The sequence below is a fragment of the Halalkalibacter suaedae genome (assembly GCF_017939705.1).
Classification (GTDB): domain Bacteria; phylum Bacillota; class Bacilli; order Bacillales; family Bacillaceae_D; genus Halalkalibacter; species Halalkalibacter suaedae.
The window spans coordinates 68,597-89,088 of record NZ_JAGKSQ010000004.1 but is presented as its reverse complement, the minus strand read 5'-3'; the positions used below and the strand labels follow the sequence as shown (position 1 = coordinate 89,088).

General features: G+C 39.1%; 13 protein-coding genes. 3 read left to right on the top strand and 10 right to left on the bottom strand.

Features of this window, described 5'->3' with window-relative positions:
• Window positions 1-412 precede the first annotated feature (412 nt).
• Together J7W16_RS10710 and nspC are read left to right on the top strand one after the other, a co-directional pair.
• On the top strand, window positions 413-1,645 hold the full coding sequence (locus J7W16_RS10710) for a saccharopine dehydrogenase family protein (RefSeq protein ID WP_210597309.1): 1,233 nt from the start codon (window positions 413-415) through the stop codon (window positions 1,643-1,645).
• Window positions 1,646-2,773 (top strand): carboxynorspermidine decarboxylase, encoded by a 1,128-nt coding sequence (gene nspC / locus J7W16_RS10705; protein WP_210597308.1) that lies wholly within the window; start codon window positions 1,646-1,648, stop codon window positions 2,771-2,773.
• A 435-nt stretch (window positions 2,774-3,208) separates the two neighbouring features.
• Here nspC and hprK read toward each other — a convergent pair whose 3' ends face one another.
• From hprK to J7W16_RS10685, 4 genes are all read right to left on the bottom strand, one after another.
• Window positions 3,209-4,135 carry an HPr(Ser) kinase/phosphatase gene (gene hprK, locus J7W16_RS10700; RefSeq protein ID WP_210597307.1) on the bottom strand — a complete coding sequence of 309 codons (927 nt, stop codon included), beginning with the start codon at window positions 4,133-4,135 and terminating at the stop codon, window positions 3,209-3,211.
• A gap of 340 nt (window positions 4,136-4,475) precedes the next feature.
• On the bottom strand, window positions 4,476-5,246 hold the full coding sequence (locus tag J7W16_RS10695) for a hypothetical protein (protein ID WP_210597306.1): 771 nt from the start codon (window positions 5,244-5,246) through the stop codon (window positions 4,476-4,478).
• Window positions 5,239-9,027 (bottom strand): DEAD/DEAH box helicase, encoded by a 3,789-nt coding sequence (locus J7W16_RS10690; RefSeq protein WP_210597305.1) that lies wholly within the window; start codon window positions 9,025-9,027, stop codon window positions 5,239-5,241. Before J7W16_RS10690 ends, J7W16_RS10695 begins: the two co-directional genes overlap by 8 nt.
• A gap of 127 nt (window positions 9,028-9,154) precedes the next feature.
• Window positions 9,155-10,363, bottom strand: coding sequence for an MFS transporter (locus tag J7W16_RS10685; protein WP_210597304.1), 1,209 nt, complete (start codon window positions 10,361-10,363; stop codon window positions 9,155-9,157).
• 342 nt (window positions 10,364-10,705) lie between these two features.
• On the opposite strand from J7W16_RS10685, the gene J7W16_RS10680 reads away from it, so the two are divergent.
• Window positions 10,706-11,284: a permease gene (locus J7W16_RS10680; RefSeq protein WP_210597303.1), complete on the top strand. Its 579-nt coding sequence runs from the start codon at window positions 10,706-10,708 to the stop codon at window positions 11,282-11,284.
• A gap of 351 nt (window positions 11,285-11,635) precedes the next feature.
• Here J7W16_RS10680 and J7W16_RS10675 read toward each other — a convergent pair whose 3' ends face one another.
• The 6 genes from J7W16_RS10675 to J7W16_RS10650 form a co-directional block, all read right to left on the bottom strand.
• The gene (locus J7W16_RS10675; protein ID WP_210597302.1) at window positions 11,636-15,886 is read right to left on the bottom strand and encodes an endo-1,4-beta-xylanase; all 4,251 of its coding nucleotides are present in this window, start codon (window positions 15,884-15,886) and stop codon (window positions 11,636-11,638) included.
• A gap of 361 nt (window positions 15,887-16,247) precedes the next feature.
• Window positions 16,248-16,502 (bottom strand): hypothetical protein, encoded by a 255-nt coding sequence (locus tag J7W16_RS10670; protein ID WP_210597301.1) that lies wholly within the window; start codon window positions 16,500-16,502, stop codon window positions 16,248-16,250.
• 34 nt (window positions 16,503-16,536) lie between these two features.
• Window positions 16,537-17,592 (bottom strand): LLM class flavin-dependent oxidoreductase, encoded by a 1,056-nt coding sequence (locus J7W16_RS10665; RefSeq protein WP_210597300.1) that lies wholly within the window; start codon window positions 17,590-17,592, stop codon window positions 16,537-16,539.
• Window positions 17,593-18,131: 539 nt separating this feature from the next.
• On the bottom strand, window positions 18,132-18,848 hold the full coding sequence (locus tag J7W16_RS10660; protein ID WP_210597299.1) for an ABC transporter permease: 717 nt from the start codon (window positions 18,846-18,848) through the stop codon (window positions 18,132-18,134).
• Window positions 18,848-19,555, bottom strand: coding sequence for an ABC transporter permease (locus J7W16_RS10655; RefSeq protein WP_210597298.1), 708 nt, complete (start codon window positions 19,553-19,555; stop codon window positions 18,848-18,850). The genes J7W16_RS10660 and J7W16_RS10655 overlap by 1 nt, the downstream gene beginning before the upstream one ends.
• Complete coding sequence (locus J7W16_RS10650; RefSeq protein ID WP_210597297.1) at window positions 19,552-20,466, bottom strand: ABC transporter ATP-binding protein; 915 nt, start codon at window positions 20,464-20,466, stop codon at window positions 19,552-19,554. Before J7W16_RS10650 ends, J7W16_RS10655 begins: the two co-directional genes overlap by 4 nt.
• Window positions 20,467-20,492: the final 26 nt, after the last annotated feature.

Here is a 20,492-nt window from a genome sequence, read left to right as displayed (position 1 = left end):
AAAAGCTCAAATTTTATAAGTTGGTTACTTTACAACCAGTGCATTTTGCACAAAACTTGTGAAACGGTCAATAAGAGTGCTAAAAGTAATTATTTGCTATATAGACTCTGATCCTATTAAGATAATAATTTAAATATTAAAGAGCCCTTCTATTTTCATCGTGTTGTTTTTTTTAGTTGCGTTACTAACACGTTGATTGTAGGATTATTATCCTTTTTAATATTGATAATGATATCTTAGCAAGTGTTGTGCGCGAATGACGCATTTTCACTTGCTTTTTTGTTGTGGAATTAGATCTTTTGAGCCGTTTTTTTGCTAAAAGACCTCCTCGGCAGTTAAGCTAGTAATGTGTACATGGTGTACGGACTTCTCTTTCATTTTTGCAAAATTTATTAGGTTAGGAGTTATGAAAATGGGAAAAGCACTTATCATTGGTTGTGGTGGAGTGGCATCAGTAGCCATCCACAAATGTGTACAAAATAGCGAGGTATTCGAAGAGATTTGTATCGCTAGTCGTACTAAATCGAAATGTGATGACTTAAAAGCGAAGTTAGATGGCGGGAAAACTAAAATTACAACAGCGCAAGTTGATGCAAATAATGTTGATGAATTAGTTGCTCTAATTGAAGAAGTGAAGCCGGATATCGTCATGAACTTAGCTTTACCATATCAAGATCTAACGATTATGGACGCTTGCCTCGCGACAAAGACACATTATATGGATACAGCAAACTATGAGCCAGAAGATACGGCTAAGTTTGAATATAAATGGCAATGGGATTACCGTGAACGTTTTGAAAAAGCAGGCATTACTGCACTTTTAGGAAGTGGTTTTGACCCTGGAGTGACAGGTGTCTTTTCAGCACATGCTCTAAAGCATCATTTTGATGAAATCGAATATATTGATATCCTTGACTGCAACGGTGGAGATCACGGCTATCCTTTCGCAACAAACTTCAATCCTGAAATTAATATCCGTGAAGTATCCGCAAACGGCAGATACTGGGAGAATGGTGAATGGGTAGAAACGGACCCAATGGAAATTAAGCGCGTTTATAATTTCCCTGAAGTCGGTGAAAAGGATATGTACCTTTTATATCATGAAGAGCTTGAGTCTCTTGCAGTAAATATTCCTGGCATCAAGCGCATTCGTTTCTTTATGACGTTCGGTCAAAGCTACATTACTCATTTGAAATGCCTTGAAAATGTCGGATTAACTTCCATTGAGCCAATTGAATATGAAGGACAACAAATTGTTCCACTTCAATTCTTGAAAGCACTATTGCCTGATCCAGCTTCGCTTGGACCACGCACAGTTGGTAAGACAAACATCGGTTGTATCTTCAAAGGTAAAAAAGACGGCAAAGACAAGACATATTATGTATACAACGTATGTGACCATCAAGAATGTTATAAAGAGGTAGGCTCACAAGCGATTTCTTACACAACTGGTGTGCCAGCGATGATTGGTGCGATGATGGTTATGACAGGTAAGTGGAACAAGCCTGGCGTGTTTAATATTGAAGAGTTCGATCCAGATCCATTCATGGATGCATTGAACAAATGGGGTCTTCCTTGGCAAGAAAGCTTTGACCCGAAGCTTGTTGACCAAGAGCCGATCAAAGAGACGGAGAACGTACGTTAGATGCGGTTTGAAGAACTACCAACACCTTGTTATGTCGTAGATGAAGGCCTGCTAGAAAAGAATCTTAAGATCCTAAATGGGGTGATGGAACGAACAGATTCGAAAATTATTCTTGCACAAAAGGCTTTTTCAATGTCAACAATGTATCCATTAATCGGGAAATATTTAAGTGGTACAGCTTCAAGCGGGTTATACGAAGCACGTCTCGGCCGTGAAGAAATGGGCAAAGAAAATCATTGCTTTGCCCCTGCATATCGAGATGATGAGATCGATGAGATTATTTCCTATTGTGATCATATTATCTTTAACTCTTTTTCACAGGTTGAAAAGTTTAAAGACAAAGTGCTTAAAGCTGGAAAAAAAGTCGGTTTACGTATCAATCCTGAGCACTCTACACAGGAAGGGCATGCGATCTATGATCCATGCTCACCTGGTTCACGCTTCGGGGTAACGATTAAGAATTTCCGTCCAGAGCTACTTGACGGGGTATCAGGACTTCATTTCCACACCCTTTGCGAGCAGAACTCAGACGATTTAGAAACAACATTGAATGCTATTGAAGAAAAGTTTGGTCCATATTTATCAAAAATGGAATGGATCAACTTTGGCGGTGGTCATCATATTACAAGAGATGATTATGACATCGCCCTTCTTGAAAAATGTATTAAGAAAATGCAGGAAACATACAATTTAGAAGTCTATCTTGAGCCTGGTGAGGCGATTGCACTTAATGCTGGTTACCTCGTTACAACAGTTCTTGATAAGCTTGAAAATGATATGGAAATTGCAATCCTTGATACATCTGCAACTTGCCATATGCCAGATGTGCTAGAAATGCCTTATCGCCCTCCTCTTCTTGGTTCAGGAGTAGCAAACGAAAAGCCATTCACTTACCGTCTTGGCGGACAGACTTGTCTTGCAGGAGACGTAATTGGTGAATACTCATTTGATCAACCATTGGAAAATGGTGATCGATTAGTATTTGGTGATATGGCCATTTACACAATGGTCAAAAACACTACATTTAACGGTATGCCACTACCAGCTATTGCTGTTAAAGATAAAGACGGCGATTATCGTATTGTTAGGGAGTTTGGCTATCAAGATTTTAAAATGAGATTAGCTTAATATAATCAAAGCCACTGAAAAGGATCTTTTTCAGTGGCTTTTTTAATAAATAGAGTATTAGTTAAACATGAAAGTGAGGTTGCTGATCCATGAAAGACGCTTCGATTTCGCTACCGGAATGGGGGGCACGCTTTCCGCAGGAGGGCATGGAACTAACCGGCTTCGCCGGTGGATTTCCATTTTGCCCTTTTTTCCTGCAGGAGTCGGCCCTCCCATTCCGTCCGCTAAGTGAGAGGTACAATGGAAATAGGCTTCTTTTCCTATATTCATAAATACACAGCAACTAAAGGGTTAGTCCACCCAAAAATCAGTTGAACCGATTTTATTCATTGCTATAAAACACGAGACGTAATTACACTATCTCTAAGCAATCAGAAATAAATAAAATTATGTCCTTTGAGAACAGTATCTTATTAAAGTACACCACTTAACCTCTTACGCATCTGGTAAATCGGCTTCGATCCTTTTCATAAATTCCTCGGCAGCGCTGTATCCTTGCTGTCTTAAGTACCAGTTGTTCGCTGCGGCTTCAACAAGTCCTGCTACGTCGCGTCCTGGCTGAAGCTGAATTTCAATGGATGGCACAGTAACTCCCATATACTCTGTATAGGCAGGGGCATATTCCAAATCATTATTCAAAGAATTACCTTGCCATTTCGTTAAATTAATATCGAGTGAAATTTTTGTTTCTTCCTGATAAGCTTTTTGGCCATATAACTTAACAACATTTAATAATCCAATGCTACGAAGGGCTAAGAACTCCTTATTTTTATCAGCATGTGTTCCTAGGAGTGTTCGTGGACTAAGCTTCTTTAATACGACGATATCATCGGCAACAAGTCGGTGACCTCGCCCAATTAACGTGTGTGCAAGCTCGCTTTTTCCTATACCAGAATGACCTCTAAGCAGGATTCCAACCCCAAAGACATTCATAGAAACCCCATGAATAGAAATCTGCGGAGCTAAATTTTTCAGTAAGTAAGCATCCAGCATCATCACAAACTCAGACGTCGTTTCAACAGTGTCTCTTACTAACAACGGGATGCCCTCTTCCTTGCAATAATGAGTTAGATAGGTGAGTCCCTCTTCTCCAGTTGTCACGATAAAACAAGGGGGATGATAATGAACGATGTTGCCAATTCTAACCTGTCTTTCCTCTTTGCTTAGCTTATGTAGATAGTTGATTTCTTTTCTCCCTAGTATTTGAACGCGTTCGGTCGGGAAAAAGTCAAAATGACCAACAAATTCTAACCCGGGACGATGTGCTCGTGTTTGAGTAATATTTTTTTGTAACTGATCGACACCAGTTAATACTTTCAATGAAAATTTCTCTACTAAATCTGCTACAGTTACTTTTAACATTCGTTTTCCACCACCATACTTGATTACAGGCCCTTAAAAAAGGTTTGATTTTCACCTTTCTTTAGGGCCTTTAAGCAATGAGCAAAACCGTTGCATTGTCTTAAGCCTACTATGAGTGGATTTCTCATAGTAGGCGTGCAATGTATGGAGCCATTGCTACTTCCTCGAAATGCCCCAAAGGGACTTTTGATTACCTCTATTAGTTAATTCTTAAACCCTGTATAACTTGGATTATACCATGCCTTTATTTAAACTCATCCCTTAATCTAATTTTTCCATATTCAATAGAAAATAGCCCCTCGAAGATCACTCTCCAAGAGGTTTAATATTTCCTATTTTATTAGCATTTCTCTGCATTAGAGGATTCCACTATCCATTTCTCTCGCCACTGCAACCGCTCATGTTCTTCAATTTGCTTTTCAATTGCATCATCCCAACGTTCTAGCCAACCGTTCCAAACCCTAGAGTAAAAAAGGTCCTGATCTTTATTGTACAATTGGAATTCTAAACAAGGGACAAATTCAATGCTGTGTTGACTAGAGGACAGCACCTCAGATACGACTGTTTGAAAACCGTCTTCATCGAGTTTATTTTCTCTAACTGATAGAACCTCGATAAGCTGATCACTATCAGGAGCATTCTGTTCATTTGTATATCGGTAAGCGATGAAATCCTCCGCTGGCTTAGACTCTGGTATGGTTAGCTCTGGCCAAAATCCATCGTGATCCGAGCAGTATAGAAGCTCCGTCCATTCATCTTCAAGCTCTTCTTCAGTAATTCCTGTTTCAAGTTGTTGATTTCCTTTTGCCGTTAGCTGATATATACCGCTTTCCAATCGGATTAGACCTGTTCGCTGCATTTTCTCAAGTAAATCTTCAATGAACAACTCCTCTACTAGTAGCATTTCAGCCACATTCGCTGCTCGCCTTATAGTCGCTTCCTCAAAAGTAACGAGCATCATTTTCATAAGAATATCCATTTTTGAACGCCTGACTCTGCTAAATTGAACTTCCATTCTTGTTATAGGTAAATACCAGATAGCAGAGTGTTTGATTTCAACTGATTCGTTCTCAAGCAAGGTTGACTGTAGTCGTTTCATCAATTTATCCATGTGGGACCACCTCTTCAAGCATACGTAAACCATTTTGCTTTTTTGTTGCATCCAATACATGCGTATACATCTTTCTTGCTTCTCTTTGCTTTGTCTTTTCTGTAAACATCGTTGTACTTCCAATTAACACGAGAAGCTCTCTTGCTCGTGAAAGGGCTACATTTAAGCGGCGATAATCTTTGGCGAAGCCGATATCATCTTGTTTATTATCATGATTTCGTACCATACTAAGCAAAATAACATCCATTTCCATTCCTTGAAAACGGTCCACTGTCCCAGTTCTAATCGTTAGATGTTTTAGTTTCAGCTCCTGTTGAATGAGTCGATCGATCCGCTTGACCTGCTCCCCGTAAAAACTAATCACGCCAACACTTTTCAGTTCATCAGACTTCATTCTACCAGCTTGCTTTGCTAGTGCTGTCGCCGAATCTAACTCCTGCAGTAGCTCGCCAATCCTTTTCAATTCTGCTGGATTAAATAAACTCTTCCCACCTTTCATTCGTTCCTCAAAGAAAGTTGGCTCGTTTGGCATATCTAGCCAGAGCAGATGGTTCTCTCGTTGAATGTGCTCTGATTCAAGTAAGTGATCGCGCTGTGAGTCAGAATCAGTTAATCCACATTGAAGATGCTCATTTTCTTGTTCATAAAAAGGCGTAATGGTTTCCATGATGTTTTCATGCATTCGGTATTGGATTGCCAGCATCGTTTTATTGCTCTTTGGCAAATTTTTAAACAAACGTTCAAAAAGAGATTCCTTCAACAAATTATTCAATTCTGCCTTTCCGTCGAAGTCATCACTACCATCGGCCATCTCCTGCAAAGTCTCTTCTAATGTATCATTCCCTAAGAGCGGAGGTAGCTGATGATGGTCGCCAACCAAGATTATCTTTTTCCCTTTTAACATCGGCAATAGAAGCTCTGGAGGAGTTGCCTTTGATACTTCATCAATGATTACCACATCAAACTCCGGATAGCTATCAATGAAGTCCTTTCGAGCTGATGCCACACATGTTGTTCCAATCACGTTCGCATGCTTCACATATAGCTTACGTATTTCATCTAAATCATGATCACTTGCTTCTTCTAGTAAAGAAAGCCACTTCCCTTGAATGGACTGAAATAGCGGCAATCTCTTCCTCTCTTCCTTTAATGATTCCCGTGTAAAAGAAAGACTAGCGATCTTCTTTAAGACTTCTTCATGCTCTCGTTCCGGTTCCGTAGCTAGAATGCTCGTTAAAGTAGCCTGGTCTTCAGCCATTTCGTTGATCTCATTCTTTAATTTCTTGAGAAAAGATTTTAAATCTGCTAAATCCGCCTCTGCTTCCTTTATCCGATTGGTACTGTTCACTTGTGTATGAGTATTTTCTTCAAGTCTCTTCTTTACTTTCTCAAGCTGATCAATCTTGTTCTTCAATTCAACAGCCGTTGCTTTCTTTATAGGAAGCATCTCACTAGCATTTGGAATCTTTTCCCCGGGTCCGATCATTTCTTTAAGCTGATGTTGAAGAGCATTAAGCTCAGTGTTTTCCTCCTCCAACGTTCGTAGCCACTTTTGATACAACAGTCTATTATCTCTTTGATTAGGCTGAAACTCTTCTAATAGTTCCTGCTTGAGTAACTGAAAGGCTTCCTTTGCTTGTTCTTTGTAGATGTCAAACGACTTGAAGCGTTCCTGTCTTTGTTCAATAAACTTTCTCCTTAAATACAAGCCTTCACGAGATACTGTGAGCATTTGCGGATATATCATTGATCCTTTTAACTTGCTTCTAAGCTCTTCTAAAAATCGATCAATTTCTGCCGCCGTATAAGCAGCAGCACCGTTTGGTACCTTCTGTCCAACAGGCGAAAAAGGAATACGATGCTTTTCTAAAAGTTGTTCTAGGTAGGAAATCGCCTTGCTTAATTTATCATGATAATCATGTAATTTTTTGAGCTGATTTAGTTCTCCGCGAATATCCTCAAGCTCGTCGAGTAGCTGTTGAATAGGTAGCGTTCGCTTGATATTCTGTTCCAGCATAATCCATCTTAACCCATCAATTTGTTTGACTGCCGTTATTTTTTCTACTAGAGCATCCGATTTCTTTGTTTCTTCAGCCCATTTCTCACACTCATTCGCAACATACTTAACTGATCGTTCCTTATCCTTGATTGTTTCTTCAAGCTCCTGACTAGCGATGATGTTTTGCAAGCGGAGAATTATTTTCTCGTTCGCTTCCCACTCACTTTGTATTTCCTGACTATCAGGCTGTTCTTGAAGAAATTCCTTGTCATTTTCAATCGAATCATTTAATAGGCTTAACGCTTCGGTAAGCTGCTCGAGCTCCTGCATTAATGCTTGCTGCTGCTGCTTGCCCTTAGCGACATTATCTGTTTTCTCAGCAATCTTTGATTTAAGCTCGTTATCCTTTTTTTCTGCATTCTGTTTTGTTTTAAGCTCAGCTTCAACTCGCTCAAGTACGGCCTGCTGCTGTTCATATTCACGTTCGTTCATAGTCCAGTCTACTTCAAGTTGAGCTTCTCTTTTTTGCCCTGCTGCAAATTGGGCTGAGACTTCTTTTAATGTGTGGTCTTTCCAATATTGGCCTACATTTTCTTCAATGAACTTTTTTCCTTCTTCTTCGATGCTTTCCGTTCGGCCTACTCGAAGAATACGAATGTCTTGGTTTGCCAATAACCTTCCAAGAGCATTATCGACAGCTAAGTTAGACTGTGATGCGACAAGCGTTCGTAAGCCTGCCTTCGCATTTTGCAAACAAATTTCAGAAATGACCGTAGTTTTTCCTGTTCCAGGGGGTCCTTGAATGACATATAAGTCCTCTGCAGACATTGCCCCAGTTACAGCTTCCTGCTGGAATTCATTCAAACGATTATGAAATTTCAAGACAACTTGTTTTTTAGCTATTTGAACAGGCGGTTTATTTTCAAATAATAGTCGTTCAAGCTCCGGATTCACTGCTAGTCCATTTTCTAAATGCCTAAATCCCTGTCGTAGTCTTTTCACCTGACTTAATGTCGCAAAATTACTAAAGATAACTTCTTTTGGATTTACATCTAGCTCCTGCTTTCGTGCCCGCTCTTCCATATTACCGTTTAATTCAACTTCAACCGTTCGAGCTGAACGATTTGCTTTCAATACTTTCCCGATATCCCGGTCAATTCCTTTTAGCTTAACGCTTAAATCCTTGAGTGATTTCCACTCCTTTTCATTAAACTCACAATCCTTAATTGTCACTCGGGTGAAATCACGATTGAACATTAGTCCAGAGTAACGTGACGTCATATCTGGAATATCAGCAGAACGTTCTTGAATTTTCAAATACCCTTCCCAACTGGCAATACGCTTTTTGACATATTGTGAGCTTTCCTGTGCAACTGGCATTTCGTGTAGCAAATTTAATAGACTAAGTGAGATCGTCTCTCCACTATGTCGATTCAAATCAAATGAAATAGTAGCAGATCGCCGCCAATTAGTCTGCACCGGTGTATGTGAGGCTCTTGTCGTCACATTCGTTGCAATGAGTCTATCCCTCTCCATTACACAATGTAATACAACAACAAATTCACTGTACTTCTCAGCCATCCTCACGTTTGTTTCATTATCGAAGAACAACGCTGCGGATAGAGTCCGATCAGCCGCTGGAGGATACTTTTCTATATATACGTGAAATGATTTTTCCAAAGAAAAAAACGAGGGCTCATCAAGTTTGAGCTCCCGCATCTTGTCCTTCGCTTTATTCGTTAAAGTAACCGGACAACGATATGGATTTAGTTGTTTCTTCATCATCTGTCCACCTACTTGCTTTATTAAGCATTAAATCTTTTTCATCCAAAATGAAATTATAGCATATAGAACATGAAAGATCTTAGAATGTTTAATGATAGTCACTGGAAATATATATTCGATCTCTTTATTGCACTTCTAAATTAGAGCCATTAGTTACTCGTTGCCGAATCTGGTTCTTTCTATTTATAAGAATAAGGATCGCACTTAGAAATAAAGCAATGATCATTAATAGAAAAGGTATTTTCGGGTCAATATTGTAGGTAATCCCCCCGATAATCCCCGCTGGTGAAATAAATAGCAATACGACCACCTGCAAAATCGAGAACATATTTGCACGATTATCATCTTCCATTTCATTAGCCACAGCCGTTTCTAAATAAGGATTGGCAAATAGCAAACCTGCAGCCAGAAGAATCGTGCTAATACCAATAACAACGATATCCCCCTGCTTTGCTGTAATCAGTAATAGCAGTGCAGCGATTGATAAAGCAAATCCTAGCACCATATAACCTTCATGTCGTTCCTGTTTCAGCCTTGGAACAACAACGACTAACAAAATTAACATACAGAATGATGAAATGGCCGGAAAAATAGCAATTGTTGAGTCTCGAAAAGATAGAACATCAACTAGGTAGATTGATAAATATGTATTTTGCATAACTAACTGAAATTGAAACAGAACATATACGAAAAAAATGATAAGAAGCTTTTTATTTCGAGCGATATCTCTAACCGTTCTGACATATTCACTTAATAGCCTGCCAATTTTCATTTCACCAAACTCTTCACGCTTTCTTATGCCAAGTTCGCTTTCTGTCGTGGTAAGATGACGAATAATAAACATTAACGTCATACTAATGAACGCTAAAATATACATAATTCTTACAGCTGGCACCATGGTTAGCTGAGCAACCAAAATTCCCGCAATTGGTGCAAATAAACCCCCAACTACTGAAATGAATTGCAATATCGTATAAACAATCGACCGTTTACTTGGCTCAGTATCCTCAACGATCAAACAAGTCCAGGCAATATGTGGAACCTTTTGAAAGCCATTAATGATTGCAGCAATTAGGAAAAACCAGAAGTTCTGTGAAACAGCCCATAAAAGAGTAGCAACCGACCAGCTAAATAAATCAAAAATAAGTAATGCACGCTTCCGACCGAGTTTATCTGTTAGAAAACCACTTATAAAGGAAGCAAAAATTTGTACAAAAAGTCCAATACTCGTAATAAGTCCAATTTCCATTTCACTTAACCCAATCATCAACATATATACAGAAGCATATGTGACAAATAGACTGTACGGGATAATAAACATTGGTTCTAACATCAAACAAGCCCTTGCATTACCGTTAATTTGTCTAAACACGCACAGGTCCCTCACTTTAATTTAATATCAATTTCACAACACATTACACCATTATAATTTGAGATCACCATTAAAGATAGAACAATAAAATTCTGAAGAATGAGAGGGTGAAGAATATGCGATAAAATCCCCATTGATAAACTAACACCATTAGTTTACCATTTAACTAATGGTGTTAGTTTATCGATATATGGAGAGGAGAGTTCATATATGAAGTTCATCATCTTTATTTTACTCTTCTCAGTCATCACTGGATACTTGGATTCAAAAATCGAAACAAACATTAATAAGGAAGTGGTTTAAATGTTTGCAGGTCATTTTGGCTTAGCGGCAGCTGTCAAAGCAAAAGAACCTCAAGTACCACTCTGGGCATTGATGGTTAGCACACAATTACTCGATCTCATCTTTGTTCCTCTTTTGATTGCAGATATTGAAAGACTTGAACTGCTCGGACCAGGAATAGGAGAAGTTATCATTCATGCTGATTACTCTCACTCTTTAGTAAGTGCGTTAATTATCTCACTCATTGCCTTTTTTCTTGGAGCATGGAGATGGGGAAAACGAAGTGGTTTTGTCATTGGTGGTGTTGTTTTTAGTCACTGGTTGTTAGATTTCCTTGTCCATCGTGCTGACATGGCTATTGTACCAGGAAATCTAGGTAATTTCCCTCTGCTTGGCTTAGGAATGTGGAAATGGCCAATCATTAGCATGACGGTAGAAGGCATTCTCGTCATAATAGGATCTATCCTTTATTTCCGATATGTTCTAACACGACAGAGGGAAACGAGTGAGGTTAGTCTTTCAAGAGCTTTATTCACCGGAACAATTATGGCAACTTTACTAGTTCTATCATTGGTCACAGATCTCCTAGGAATAGGTTAATATTATAACTAGCTAACTTAACTGTTGCCTTAAAATTCAAACCAAAAAAGACTGAGATAGAGGCTGGGACATAACTAAAGTGGCTAACTGAAATACCGAACAAGGCAATTGCGTAGCGGATGAAATATACGTAGACTCTTGCTTGATGCAAAAGAGGCCACTGAAAAAGGAGTGATTTCCACCTTTCTTTAGTGGCCTCATGCAAAAGCCAAGGATGAGACCCCACAGATTTAGCGTGATGCGGCTCACCGGCTTCCCGCGGAAGCGAAGTATATTTTAGGAGCTGTTACGTCTGCCAACTATCATTGTTCGAATTTCCCAGCCTTTTCCTTCTCAGTTTATAATGATTACTTATTTTATAGCTTCTCTGCGTCTGCTAGCAAGGTATACAATGAAACCAGCAATGACTAGCAAGACACCCATTAACATGCTTGTATAGAAATTTGTTGCTGTATTAGGTAATTTTTCACTTACTCCATTACCTTTTACAGGATCTTCTGCTTTAGGTTGTTCGGTATCACCACCGTTTGGAACTTCAGTAGAAGGGCCTTCAGTTCCTAGTTCTGGAGTACTCGGTTTAGGATTTGCTGAAGCTTCTACCTCAAAAGCACCGTACATACTAAAATGATTCACATCTGCAGAGACTTCATTTTCCCCTGTCACTTTCGTTTCAAATGATGTTGCATTGCCATCTTCGTCAATGTACCAAATCACTACATTATTTATGTTATCTGCACTAACCGTGAACATCAATGTTACACGTTCATCACCAAATTCGGTAATGGCATTACCACTAGCATCAGTGATCGTGAAGTCATACACCGCACTAACTGCTTGTGCATTCCCAAATGTATACTTCTCTGAAAGATCTTCACCAAAGTTAAAAGTAACATGATCTGCACCGGTCAATAAAAGAATTGATACTGGAACTTGAGCTCTGGCCTTTCCGTTTGTTATTAGAATTTCAGCATCTGAACCGAGCTTATTTAAAACTGACTTACTAAATTTAAATGAATCAGATGTCGTTTTTACTTCAAACACTTTTTCATCTTCAGTAATAACTAAGTCATCTTCTGTTACTTCTTTTACTTGGTTCTCATTACCTGGATTCTCGTTACCTGGGTCCTTGTCTCCTGGAGTTTCACTACCTGGATCACCTGTACCTGGGTTCTCACCACCTGGAGTTTCAATGACCGGATCTTCTGTCCCTAGATCATTAACAAGCGTCACTTCACCAAACACAGATGTGTCTTGATAGCCAACACCACTCATATCATTCCATGTTGCTGCACTTTCACGAGCCCCGTCTTTAGCATCATTGATTTGAATATCAAAACCAATTTTCTTGTTGAGTTCTGGAGTAATCGTATTAAGTGGAATTTTAAATTCAACTGTGTATCCACCCTCCGCAACATTCGTTGCAGATTCGAATCCTTCTGCAATAGCGGCTGGATTAAAGGATGTTTCATTATCAAAATTAACACGATATTGTCCATCACCTTCTGCTTCATATGACGATGTTTTTGCATTATTCTGATCAAGGAAGACCTCGACTGAATCCTGCTCCCATGCATTCGCAGCAGATTTGTCTAATTGTGAATCACTAACTTTAACTAGCACATAAAGGTTTTGATCATCCCATAGAACTTTCGCTTCACCACTTGCACCTTGCCATGCCATTTGATAGCGATTAACATCCAAAGTAGGTGCTACGCTCCAAGCATCATCTGCTACTCCATCAATGACAGGTGTGCCACGTAAAGCCTTTGCTTGTGTTGCATTTTTCTCCTTAGGAGGGTTTTCTGCAATAAACTGATCTGGGTTCATAATTGCATAATATGCTGGTTTTGCTTGTAAATTCGCATCAAAAAGCAATGGATTTTGGGCTGCTCTCCAACTCGTTGAATCATTCAATCCCCAAATCGTAACACGTGCGATATTGTCTTTGTATTCTTTATAGAGCTTAAACAATTGAGCATATAAGTATCCTTGTGCAATTGCTTCCTCTTCTGTTAGTACGTTATTACTTCCAGCTGTTACGTCAAGTTCAGTAATGCTTACTTCTAAACCTAATGAAACAAACATTTCTAATGAGCTTCTTACATTCTCTGGATTCGTACTAAGGTTGTAATGAGATTGCATACCCATCCCATCGATTAGACGTTCACCATTATTCTCTGCTGCATACTCTTCATTGATTTCTTTAATCATATGATAAATCGCAGTAGCTTTGTTTTGGTTATCATCATTATAATCATTGTAATAAAGCTGGACATTTGAATCTGGGCCCAGTGCTTCTTTTGCAGCGATGAAAGCCTCTTTAATATAATCAGGTCCAATTGCCTTCCACCAACCTGATTGACGAAGAGACGCTTTCCAATCCGTTGGGTTAGATGGGTTATCATTCATCGCCTCATTGACTACGTCCCAAGAGATGACGTCCTCACCAAAGTGTTCGACAACCGTTTTTACATGAGTTCTTAGATTTTCAAGAGCTACTTCACGTGGCAATGGATTACCATCTGCGTCAGTGTGCTGTGACTCTACCGACTGCTGATGCCAAACAAGTACATGCCCAACCACTTTCTGCCCCTCTGCTAATGCCTTACTCACAAGTTCATCCTCTGCTGTGAAATCAAATTCTCCAGCATCGTTATACGTATAACCTGGTTTCATGGCATTCTCTGCTGTAACAACATTATGATGCATATTTAAAAGCTCAAGTCTTTGGCCTTCAAATTCTGTAAGTGATACTGCATTTCCAATCAAGAAATAGTCTTGATAAGCATCTTTAATTGGTGTTAAATCCTTTTCAATTTCAATTGGTGCTGAACCCGTTGGCTCAAAGCTGATATCATCAATATAGAAAGACGCTTCACTATTATTAGAGCTTTCAACATAGATAGTTAGAAATTCATTACCTACACTGCTATAGCGGTATGTGCCTTCTAGCTTAACCCAATCATCTTCCTTGCTAACGGTTGTACCTTGAATATTGTTGTAACTTGAACCGTCACCATTTCCAACTTGTGTGGATAACTGTAACTGTGAGCTATCAGGCGAAATTAACTTAACCCAAGCCGAAACAGTATATTCTGCACCCTTGTCCACATACTTCGCTACATTTAGCGTTGGACCATGCCATGTATCTGTTCTATTCTCTACTTTTAATGCATAAGAACCGTTTTCTGTGTGATTCGCTTCATCGGTTACAGTAAGTAATTCGGAACCGTGTCTACCTTCGAAACCACCTGTAGTTTGATCTTCAAAAGTAATCGTTTTAAATTCTTCAGCTGGAGGTCTTTGTTCCTCTGGCTCATCTGGCTCATCACCACCACCCGATGTTCCTTCTTCAGTGATCAATATGTCGCCGATATAAAAAGGAACCGCTGCCCCTTCAGTGTTAGATTGAATGCGTAAGGCTGAATCTTTGCTTGTATCAACCGTATATTGACCTGTTAATGTAAAAGCTTCACCCGCCACATAATTGGTATTTACGTATAAGCCATCATAGCTGTCTATATTCTGAAGTAATGCTTGTGCACCTTCAGGAACTGACACACTATCAGCAACATAGCCTCTGATAGTAATCGTATACGTTTTGCTATTTTCCATACCGACATCGTCGAATTTGATATCAACGCTATCCCAGTTATTCGTTCTATTACTTACATATAGAGCTTTCCCGTCTTCATTGCCAACAAAGACCATATCAGAAACTGCCTCCAATGTTGCACCACCTGCTTGTGTTGCAACACCCAAGCCACTATCAAACGTTTCATGATAAACTGTTTCCGTACTTGGCTGTACTTCTGGTACTGGATCAGCAATTGGTGCTGGTCCACCTATCCAGCCGGCAATTTCCTCCAAAGTTGTATCCATCATAATATAGTGACGACCCATCGCATAGTTACCCGAGTCAGGATACCCAACTTTAAATGCATACTTGATACCATTCTCTGCGTTTGCCGCTTCTGCATCTGCATTATAAGCTCCATATGGGTATGCCATAAGAAGTGGGTCTTTACCTGTAATTGACTTTAAATATACATTTGCTTCTGCAATTTCTTCAGAAGCTTTTTCCTTTGTTAAGTCCCCTTCTCCATTCCAGACCGTTTCTTGATCATGTGTTTTGGAATGATTTTCAATACTAACACTTGGTTCATTCACTAGTGTTTCCAGCTGTTCTGCTGACATGCTGAAACCACCACCGATCCAGTCACTTACAACAAACAGCACTGAATTCATTTCATATTGTTTTAATATTGGTAGAGTATTTGTAATAAAGTCAGGTGTCGCATCATCAAAGGTTAATAGAATTGGGTTCTCTGGTGCCTCTTCTGTTCCTTCCATAATGCTCACATATTGCGTAGCAGATAAAGTATTATACCCATTATCGTTAAGGTACTTCATAGTCTGTTCGAACGTTTCAATACTCGTATCCGTCCATTCATTGGTAGGATTATCGACGATTCGATGATATAGAAGAACCGGAATATTTTTCTCCGTTGCAGCTTGTGTAGCCTGCGTAAACAAGCTAGATGGAACTACCAAAATGGCTACTAGAAGTAATGATACTAACTTTTTAAAATTCCTACTCATATGCTACATTCCCCCATTAAAGAATTTTAGGTAAAACTAGTAAAGCGTTTACAAAATTATAAAAACAAAATAAATTTTATCCCCCTCTCAAATTATAATTATGACAAGTAAGGAGAAGTTTTTAATCAGATAAACTAAAGAATATACCCTAGAAATTTAAGACTTCCTGATATATTCTTACTATCTATCAAATATAAGAACCTCAACAAAAGATTGAAATCTTGTAATCATTCATATGTTATTTTCTTAATTAGTTGGACACATTGATTCCCTTATGAAACAGAAAAAAAGACCACTTATTTGTTGGTCTTTTTTATCTCGTTTACTGTTGTCATTGCCACTATCTAGATAACAGGTACTACTAACTTATTTCCCCTGATTGATATTTAGTTACTAGCTGTTCCTTAACTACTTCTCTGCATTCCATTGACAGAATGGACCTATCGGGGTGAAGAATATCCCCATACGGCACACCACCAATAAATTTAACCTCGCCTTTGACTACTTTATTTAAAACGGCATCGTAGCAACTGAATTGAACAAATATTGTCTGATGCTCAGTAATTGTAAAATCAACAATGGTTAAACTGTGTTTTTGTTTTTGCTTCTGTTCCATTCTATTATCCCCTTAACGATATCATCTTCCATTCTTATTTTGCTGTATATTTTTTTATCGCTGGTAAAATCTCGGTTCCTATTAGCTCGAGGTTTTTTTGTAATCGATCAAATGGAACGCCACCGAAATCAATTTGAGCAATATATCGTTGATGACCGTAAACCTCATGCTGATAAAGAATTTTCTCAATGATTTGTTGTGGACTCCCAATATTCATAACATTTTGTGGATCAATTCCTTGTGCGTAAGCTTCTCTAGGAAATCCTCTACCATTCGTTCGTTTCATTCCCTCATTGATATGAGGGTAGGTATCTTCAATTGCCTGCTGTGATGTCTCTGCAGCATAGAAGAAACCAGCTGTTGCAACAGGCAACTCATTTGGATCAAATCCTTCCTCTGTTGCAGCCTCACGGTATGCATCGATCGACCTCTTGAAACTTAGTACATGTCCACCTAGATGAGCTAAGAACATCGGAACACCAGCACGACCTGCCTTAATCGCACTAGCTGGAGAACCTCCAACAGCACGCCAGATCGGTAGTGAACCATTAAGTGGTCGCGGAAGAATTTCAGCATTTTTTAGAGGGGCGCGAAACTCACCGTTCCAGTTTACGATATCATTTTCATTAATAAGGCGTAATAGATCAAACTTTTCCTCGAATAACTCCTCATACTTGTTCACATCATAGCCTAATAGCTCAAAAAGTCCTATTCTTGAAGCACGGCCTGCAACGATCTCTGCACGTCCCTCTGAAATTAAATCAATTGTTGAAAAGTCCTCATAAACACGCACTGGGTCTGATGTACTAACAATCGTCGAGGAGCTTCCTATTTTAATTTTGCTCGTCGCTTGAGCTATAGCTGATAACACAATCGTATGTGCTTGAGTCGCAAAATACTCTTGATGACTTTCTCCTACACTAAAAAAGTCAACACCAGCTTCTTCAGCTAGTTTAGCGTAATTAATAATTTCATTTATTCGCTCCCCTGCCGATACTCTTTCCCCAGTTAAAGGATCAGGTAGATGATCCCCTAATGTGTAAATTCCAAACTCAAGTCCTTTGCTTTGGTCAATCCGGTATTTTTCCATTAGTGACACCTTTCTACTATGTATTTCGCGGTTTATTAAACAATATGGACAGAACAATTGTAGTCTAGTGCTTATTATAATTGTTTGCAGTTAAAATTCATATTCGAACGCTCATTGTTAATAATCAGCAAATGAGGTTGGAACAAAAGGTGATTTAACTAATAGAAAAACCGGACATTGGTGGTTGGCGGACGTAAACCGCTACTGAAATATACTGCGCTTTCCGCGGGAAGCCGGTGAGCCTCCTCGTACGCTTCGCTACTGCGGGGTCTCACCTTTGGCTTTTGATGAGGCCACTGAAAAAGGTGTGATTTTCACCTTTCTTTAGTGGCCTTTAAGCAATGAGCGAAACCGTTGCATTGTCTTAAGCCTGCTATGAGTGGGTTTCTCATAGAAGGCGTGCAACGTGAGGAGCCATTGCTGCTTCCTCGAACCTGCCCAAAGGGACTTTTTCAGTGGCCTCGCTTTTGATCCCGCAGGAGTCTACGTATATTTCATCCGCTAAATAAATGCTTTGTTCGGAATTTTATGTCTTACTTCTAAACTGCCTTCTGTCGGAAATAACTAATCCCACCAATTGTAAAAATAACAAACCCACCAATAATCACAAAAATTAACGTTTCAATTGAGAACGTAATTCCCGATCCACTGTCGATAATCATGCCTAAAAATGGTTGGGCCCAAGGGTACCAGGGTCCATATTTGTCTGAGTTAGCAATTAACATATTAGGTAGTGTTAAAATTACATTTAGTGCAACAGGTGCTGCAAAGCTAGACCAGGCGGTTGAAACCCATAGTTGCAAGGAGATAAGGGGTAATGTACCTAACCAGCCCATCAACAAACGAATCAAGACTTCCCTCACTGGAAAAGGATCTGTGTAACCATGTAAAATCCCAATGAGAAACAAGCCTGCTAGTAATAGGATTTGAGTGAGAGCAATGAAAACACAAACAACAATCAGCTTGGCACTATATACCTGAGTTCGATTGACCGGTAATGTCAGAAGCTGCTTCCATCCACCTTCTGCATGCTCATAACGGCAAACTGCTGCCGAGAACAAACCAGCCAGTAACGGAAGAAATAGGACTGCATGAACTAAAATCATGGTAAAAAAAGTATCAATCCATTCATTCCCTGCAACAGTAAATTCAGTGAAATAGCCCGCTATTGTTGCTAGAATTGGACTTATATAAAGGATTTGTAGAACCTTTGATTTCTTTAGCTTGATCCATTCTGTATACATAAGTGTAATCATTACTTGACATCCTTCCGTTGAAAATGGATGAGACTAACGAATAAGATGATTCCCCCAACGACGATTCCAAGTAATACACTAATTTCTGGGATGTTCCATTTGTTCTCTAAATGAGGCCATTTCCAGATTAACCACTCGGGTCCCCCATATGCATACATGGAAACGATTGATCCTACAATACCAAAAGTTAAGGGAGTGCCTTGGTTCGATGATGCAACAGAAAACCAAAGCTGGATCGCTAAAACGGGGATTGCCGCGAAGTATGGATAAAAACTATTAATTGCTATAGCCTGATAAGGAACTTGTAAATCCCAATCAAAATAGAAGCCAAAGAAGAGCGTGCCAACAAACATTAGAATCGTTGGTATAAATAGTAAAATACCTACTGTTATGAATTTCGAACAATAAATGCTTAGCCGATTGATTGGTAATGACAGCAATTGCTTCCATGCATTTGTCTTGTGTTCTATACTTGCCATCAGTGACGCAAGAAGCGTTGTACCGAGTAATAATGCCGGTGTTAGAAAAAGGTTGATTTGACGTAACAGTTGCAGCCAGTAATCATCGGTTTGTGTAATGAGCCAATCATAGCGAACATTGTAATTAATCGCAGTTAATGAAAAGATGCCGATCGGCCCTAAGAATACAAGAATCCACATTCCAAGCGACACTTTTTTAAAATCAGTATGCAACACTCGAAGGATCATAAGCTTTGTTCCTCCTTCGTTAATTCAAGGAAAATACTTTCAAGTGATCGTTTCGTTTCACCTACTCGGTACACATCAATGTTGTTTTCAATCAAGGTCCGAATGATTGCCGCAACTTCTTTATTCGTTGTTTCAGGAAATGTAATGAACTCCGCTTCCCTTTCTCCCTTCCATCCTTCTTTAAGAAGAGTATTACATGCAGAAACATTATTGCTCGTCTGTATTAGTATTCGGTTCACCGATTTTTTTCGTAACATCTCAATTGAATCTTGGAATATGAGAGAACCTTTTGAGATAATTCCTACCTCTGTTGCCATTTGGTCAATCTCTGATAGCAGATGACTTGAAATGACGACAGTAACACCGTATCTTTCCGGAAGACTCTTAATTAATTCTCGCATTTCAATAATGCCAGAAGGGTCGAGTCCATTAGTTGGTTCATCAAGTATGAGCAAATCTGGATTACCAATTAATGCAGCCGCAATCCCTAAACGCTGCTTCATCCCTAAAGAAAAGCTTTTAACTGGTCGATTCGCATCCTTTTCCAAGCGAACGATCGAAAGAACTTCATTAATTCGTTCTTTTGGAACATCCAAAATCCGTTGGAGTAGTTGGAGATTTTCTTTTGCTGTTAGATTACCGTAATACGAAGGAGATTCAACAAGTGACCCTATCTTTCTTAAAATAGCAATTTTTTCTCTTTTTATATCCTTTCCAAAGATTCTTATCGAGCCTGACGTTTCCTTCATTAATCCTAGCAGTAACTTAATTGCTGTTGTCTTCCCTGCTCCATTAGGGCCAAGAAAACCATAGATCGACCCTTTAGGAATTTGTAAATTGATTTGATTTACTACCGGAGTCCCTTTAAATTTTTTTGTTAAATTAGTTGTCTCTACAACAAATTCACCCATATTTATCACCTCATCTAAACAATAAA

What these genes read in the sequence shown, in the direction of transcription:
- J7W16_RS10650 (WP_210597297.1), bottom strand. Translation starts at nt 20,466, where the DNA reads ATGGGTGAATTTGTTGTAGAGACAACTAATTTAACAAAAAAATTTAAA.
- J7W16_RS10685 (WP_210597304.1), bottom strand. Translation starts at nt 10,363, where the DNA reads ATGTTAGAACCAATGTTTATTATCCCGTACAGTCTATTTGTCACATAT.
- J7W16_RS10665 (WP_210597300.1), bottom strand. Translation starts at nt 17,592, where the DNA reads ATGGAAAAATACCGGATTGACCAAAGCAAAGGACTTGAGTTTGGAATT.
- J7W16_RS10680 (WP_210597303.1), top strand. Translation starts at nt 10,706, where the DNA reads ATGTTTGCAGGTCATTTTGGCTTAGCGGCAGCTGTCAAAGCAAAAGAA.
- J7W16_RS10690 (WP_210597305.1), bottom strand. Translation starts at nt 9,027, where the DNA reads ATGAAGAAACAACTAAATCCATATCGTTGTCCGGTTACTTTAACGAAT.
- J7W16_RS10710 (WP_210597309.1), top strand. Translation starts at nt 413, where the DNA reads ATGGGAAAAGCACTTATCATTGGTTGTGGTGGAGTGGCATCAGTAGCC.
- J7W16_RS10670 (WP_210597301.1), bottom strand. Translation starts at nt 16,502, where the DNA reads ATGGAACAGAAGCAAAAACAAAAACACAGTTTAACCATTGTTGATTTT.
- J7W16_RS10660 (WP_210597299.1), bottom strand. Translation starts at nt 18,848, where the DNA reads ATGATTACACTTATGTATACAGAATGGATCAAGCTAAAGAAATCAAAG.
- J7W16_RS10655 (WP_210597298.1), bottom strand. Translation starts at nt 19,555, where the DNA reads ATGATCCTTCGAGTGTTGCATACTGATTTTAAAAAAGTGTCGCTTGGA.
- J7W16_RS10695 (WP_210597306.1), bottom strand. Translation starts at nt 5,246, where the DNA reads ATGGATAAATTGATGAAACGACTACAGTCAACCTTGCTTGAGAACGAA.
- nspC (WP_210597308.1), top strand. Translation starts at nt 1,646, where the DNA reads ATGCGGTTTGAAGAACTACCAACACCTTGTTATGTCGTAGATGAAGGC.
- hprK (WP_210597307.1), bottom strand. Translation starts at nt 4,135, where the DNA reads ATGTTAAAAGTAACTGTAGCAGATTTAGTAGAGAAATTTTCATTGAAA.
- J7W16_RS10675 (WP_210597302.1), bottom strand. Translation starts at nt 15,886, where the DNA reads ATGAGTAGGAATTTTAAAAAGTTAGTATCATTACTTCTAGTAGCCATT.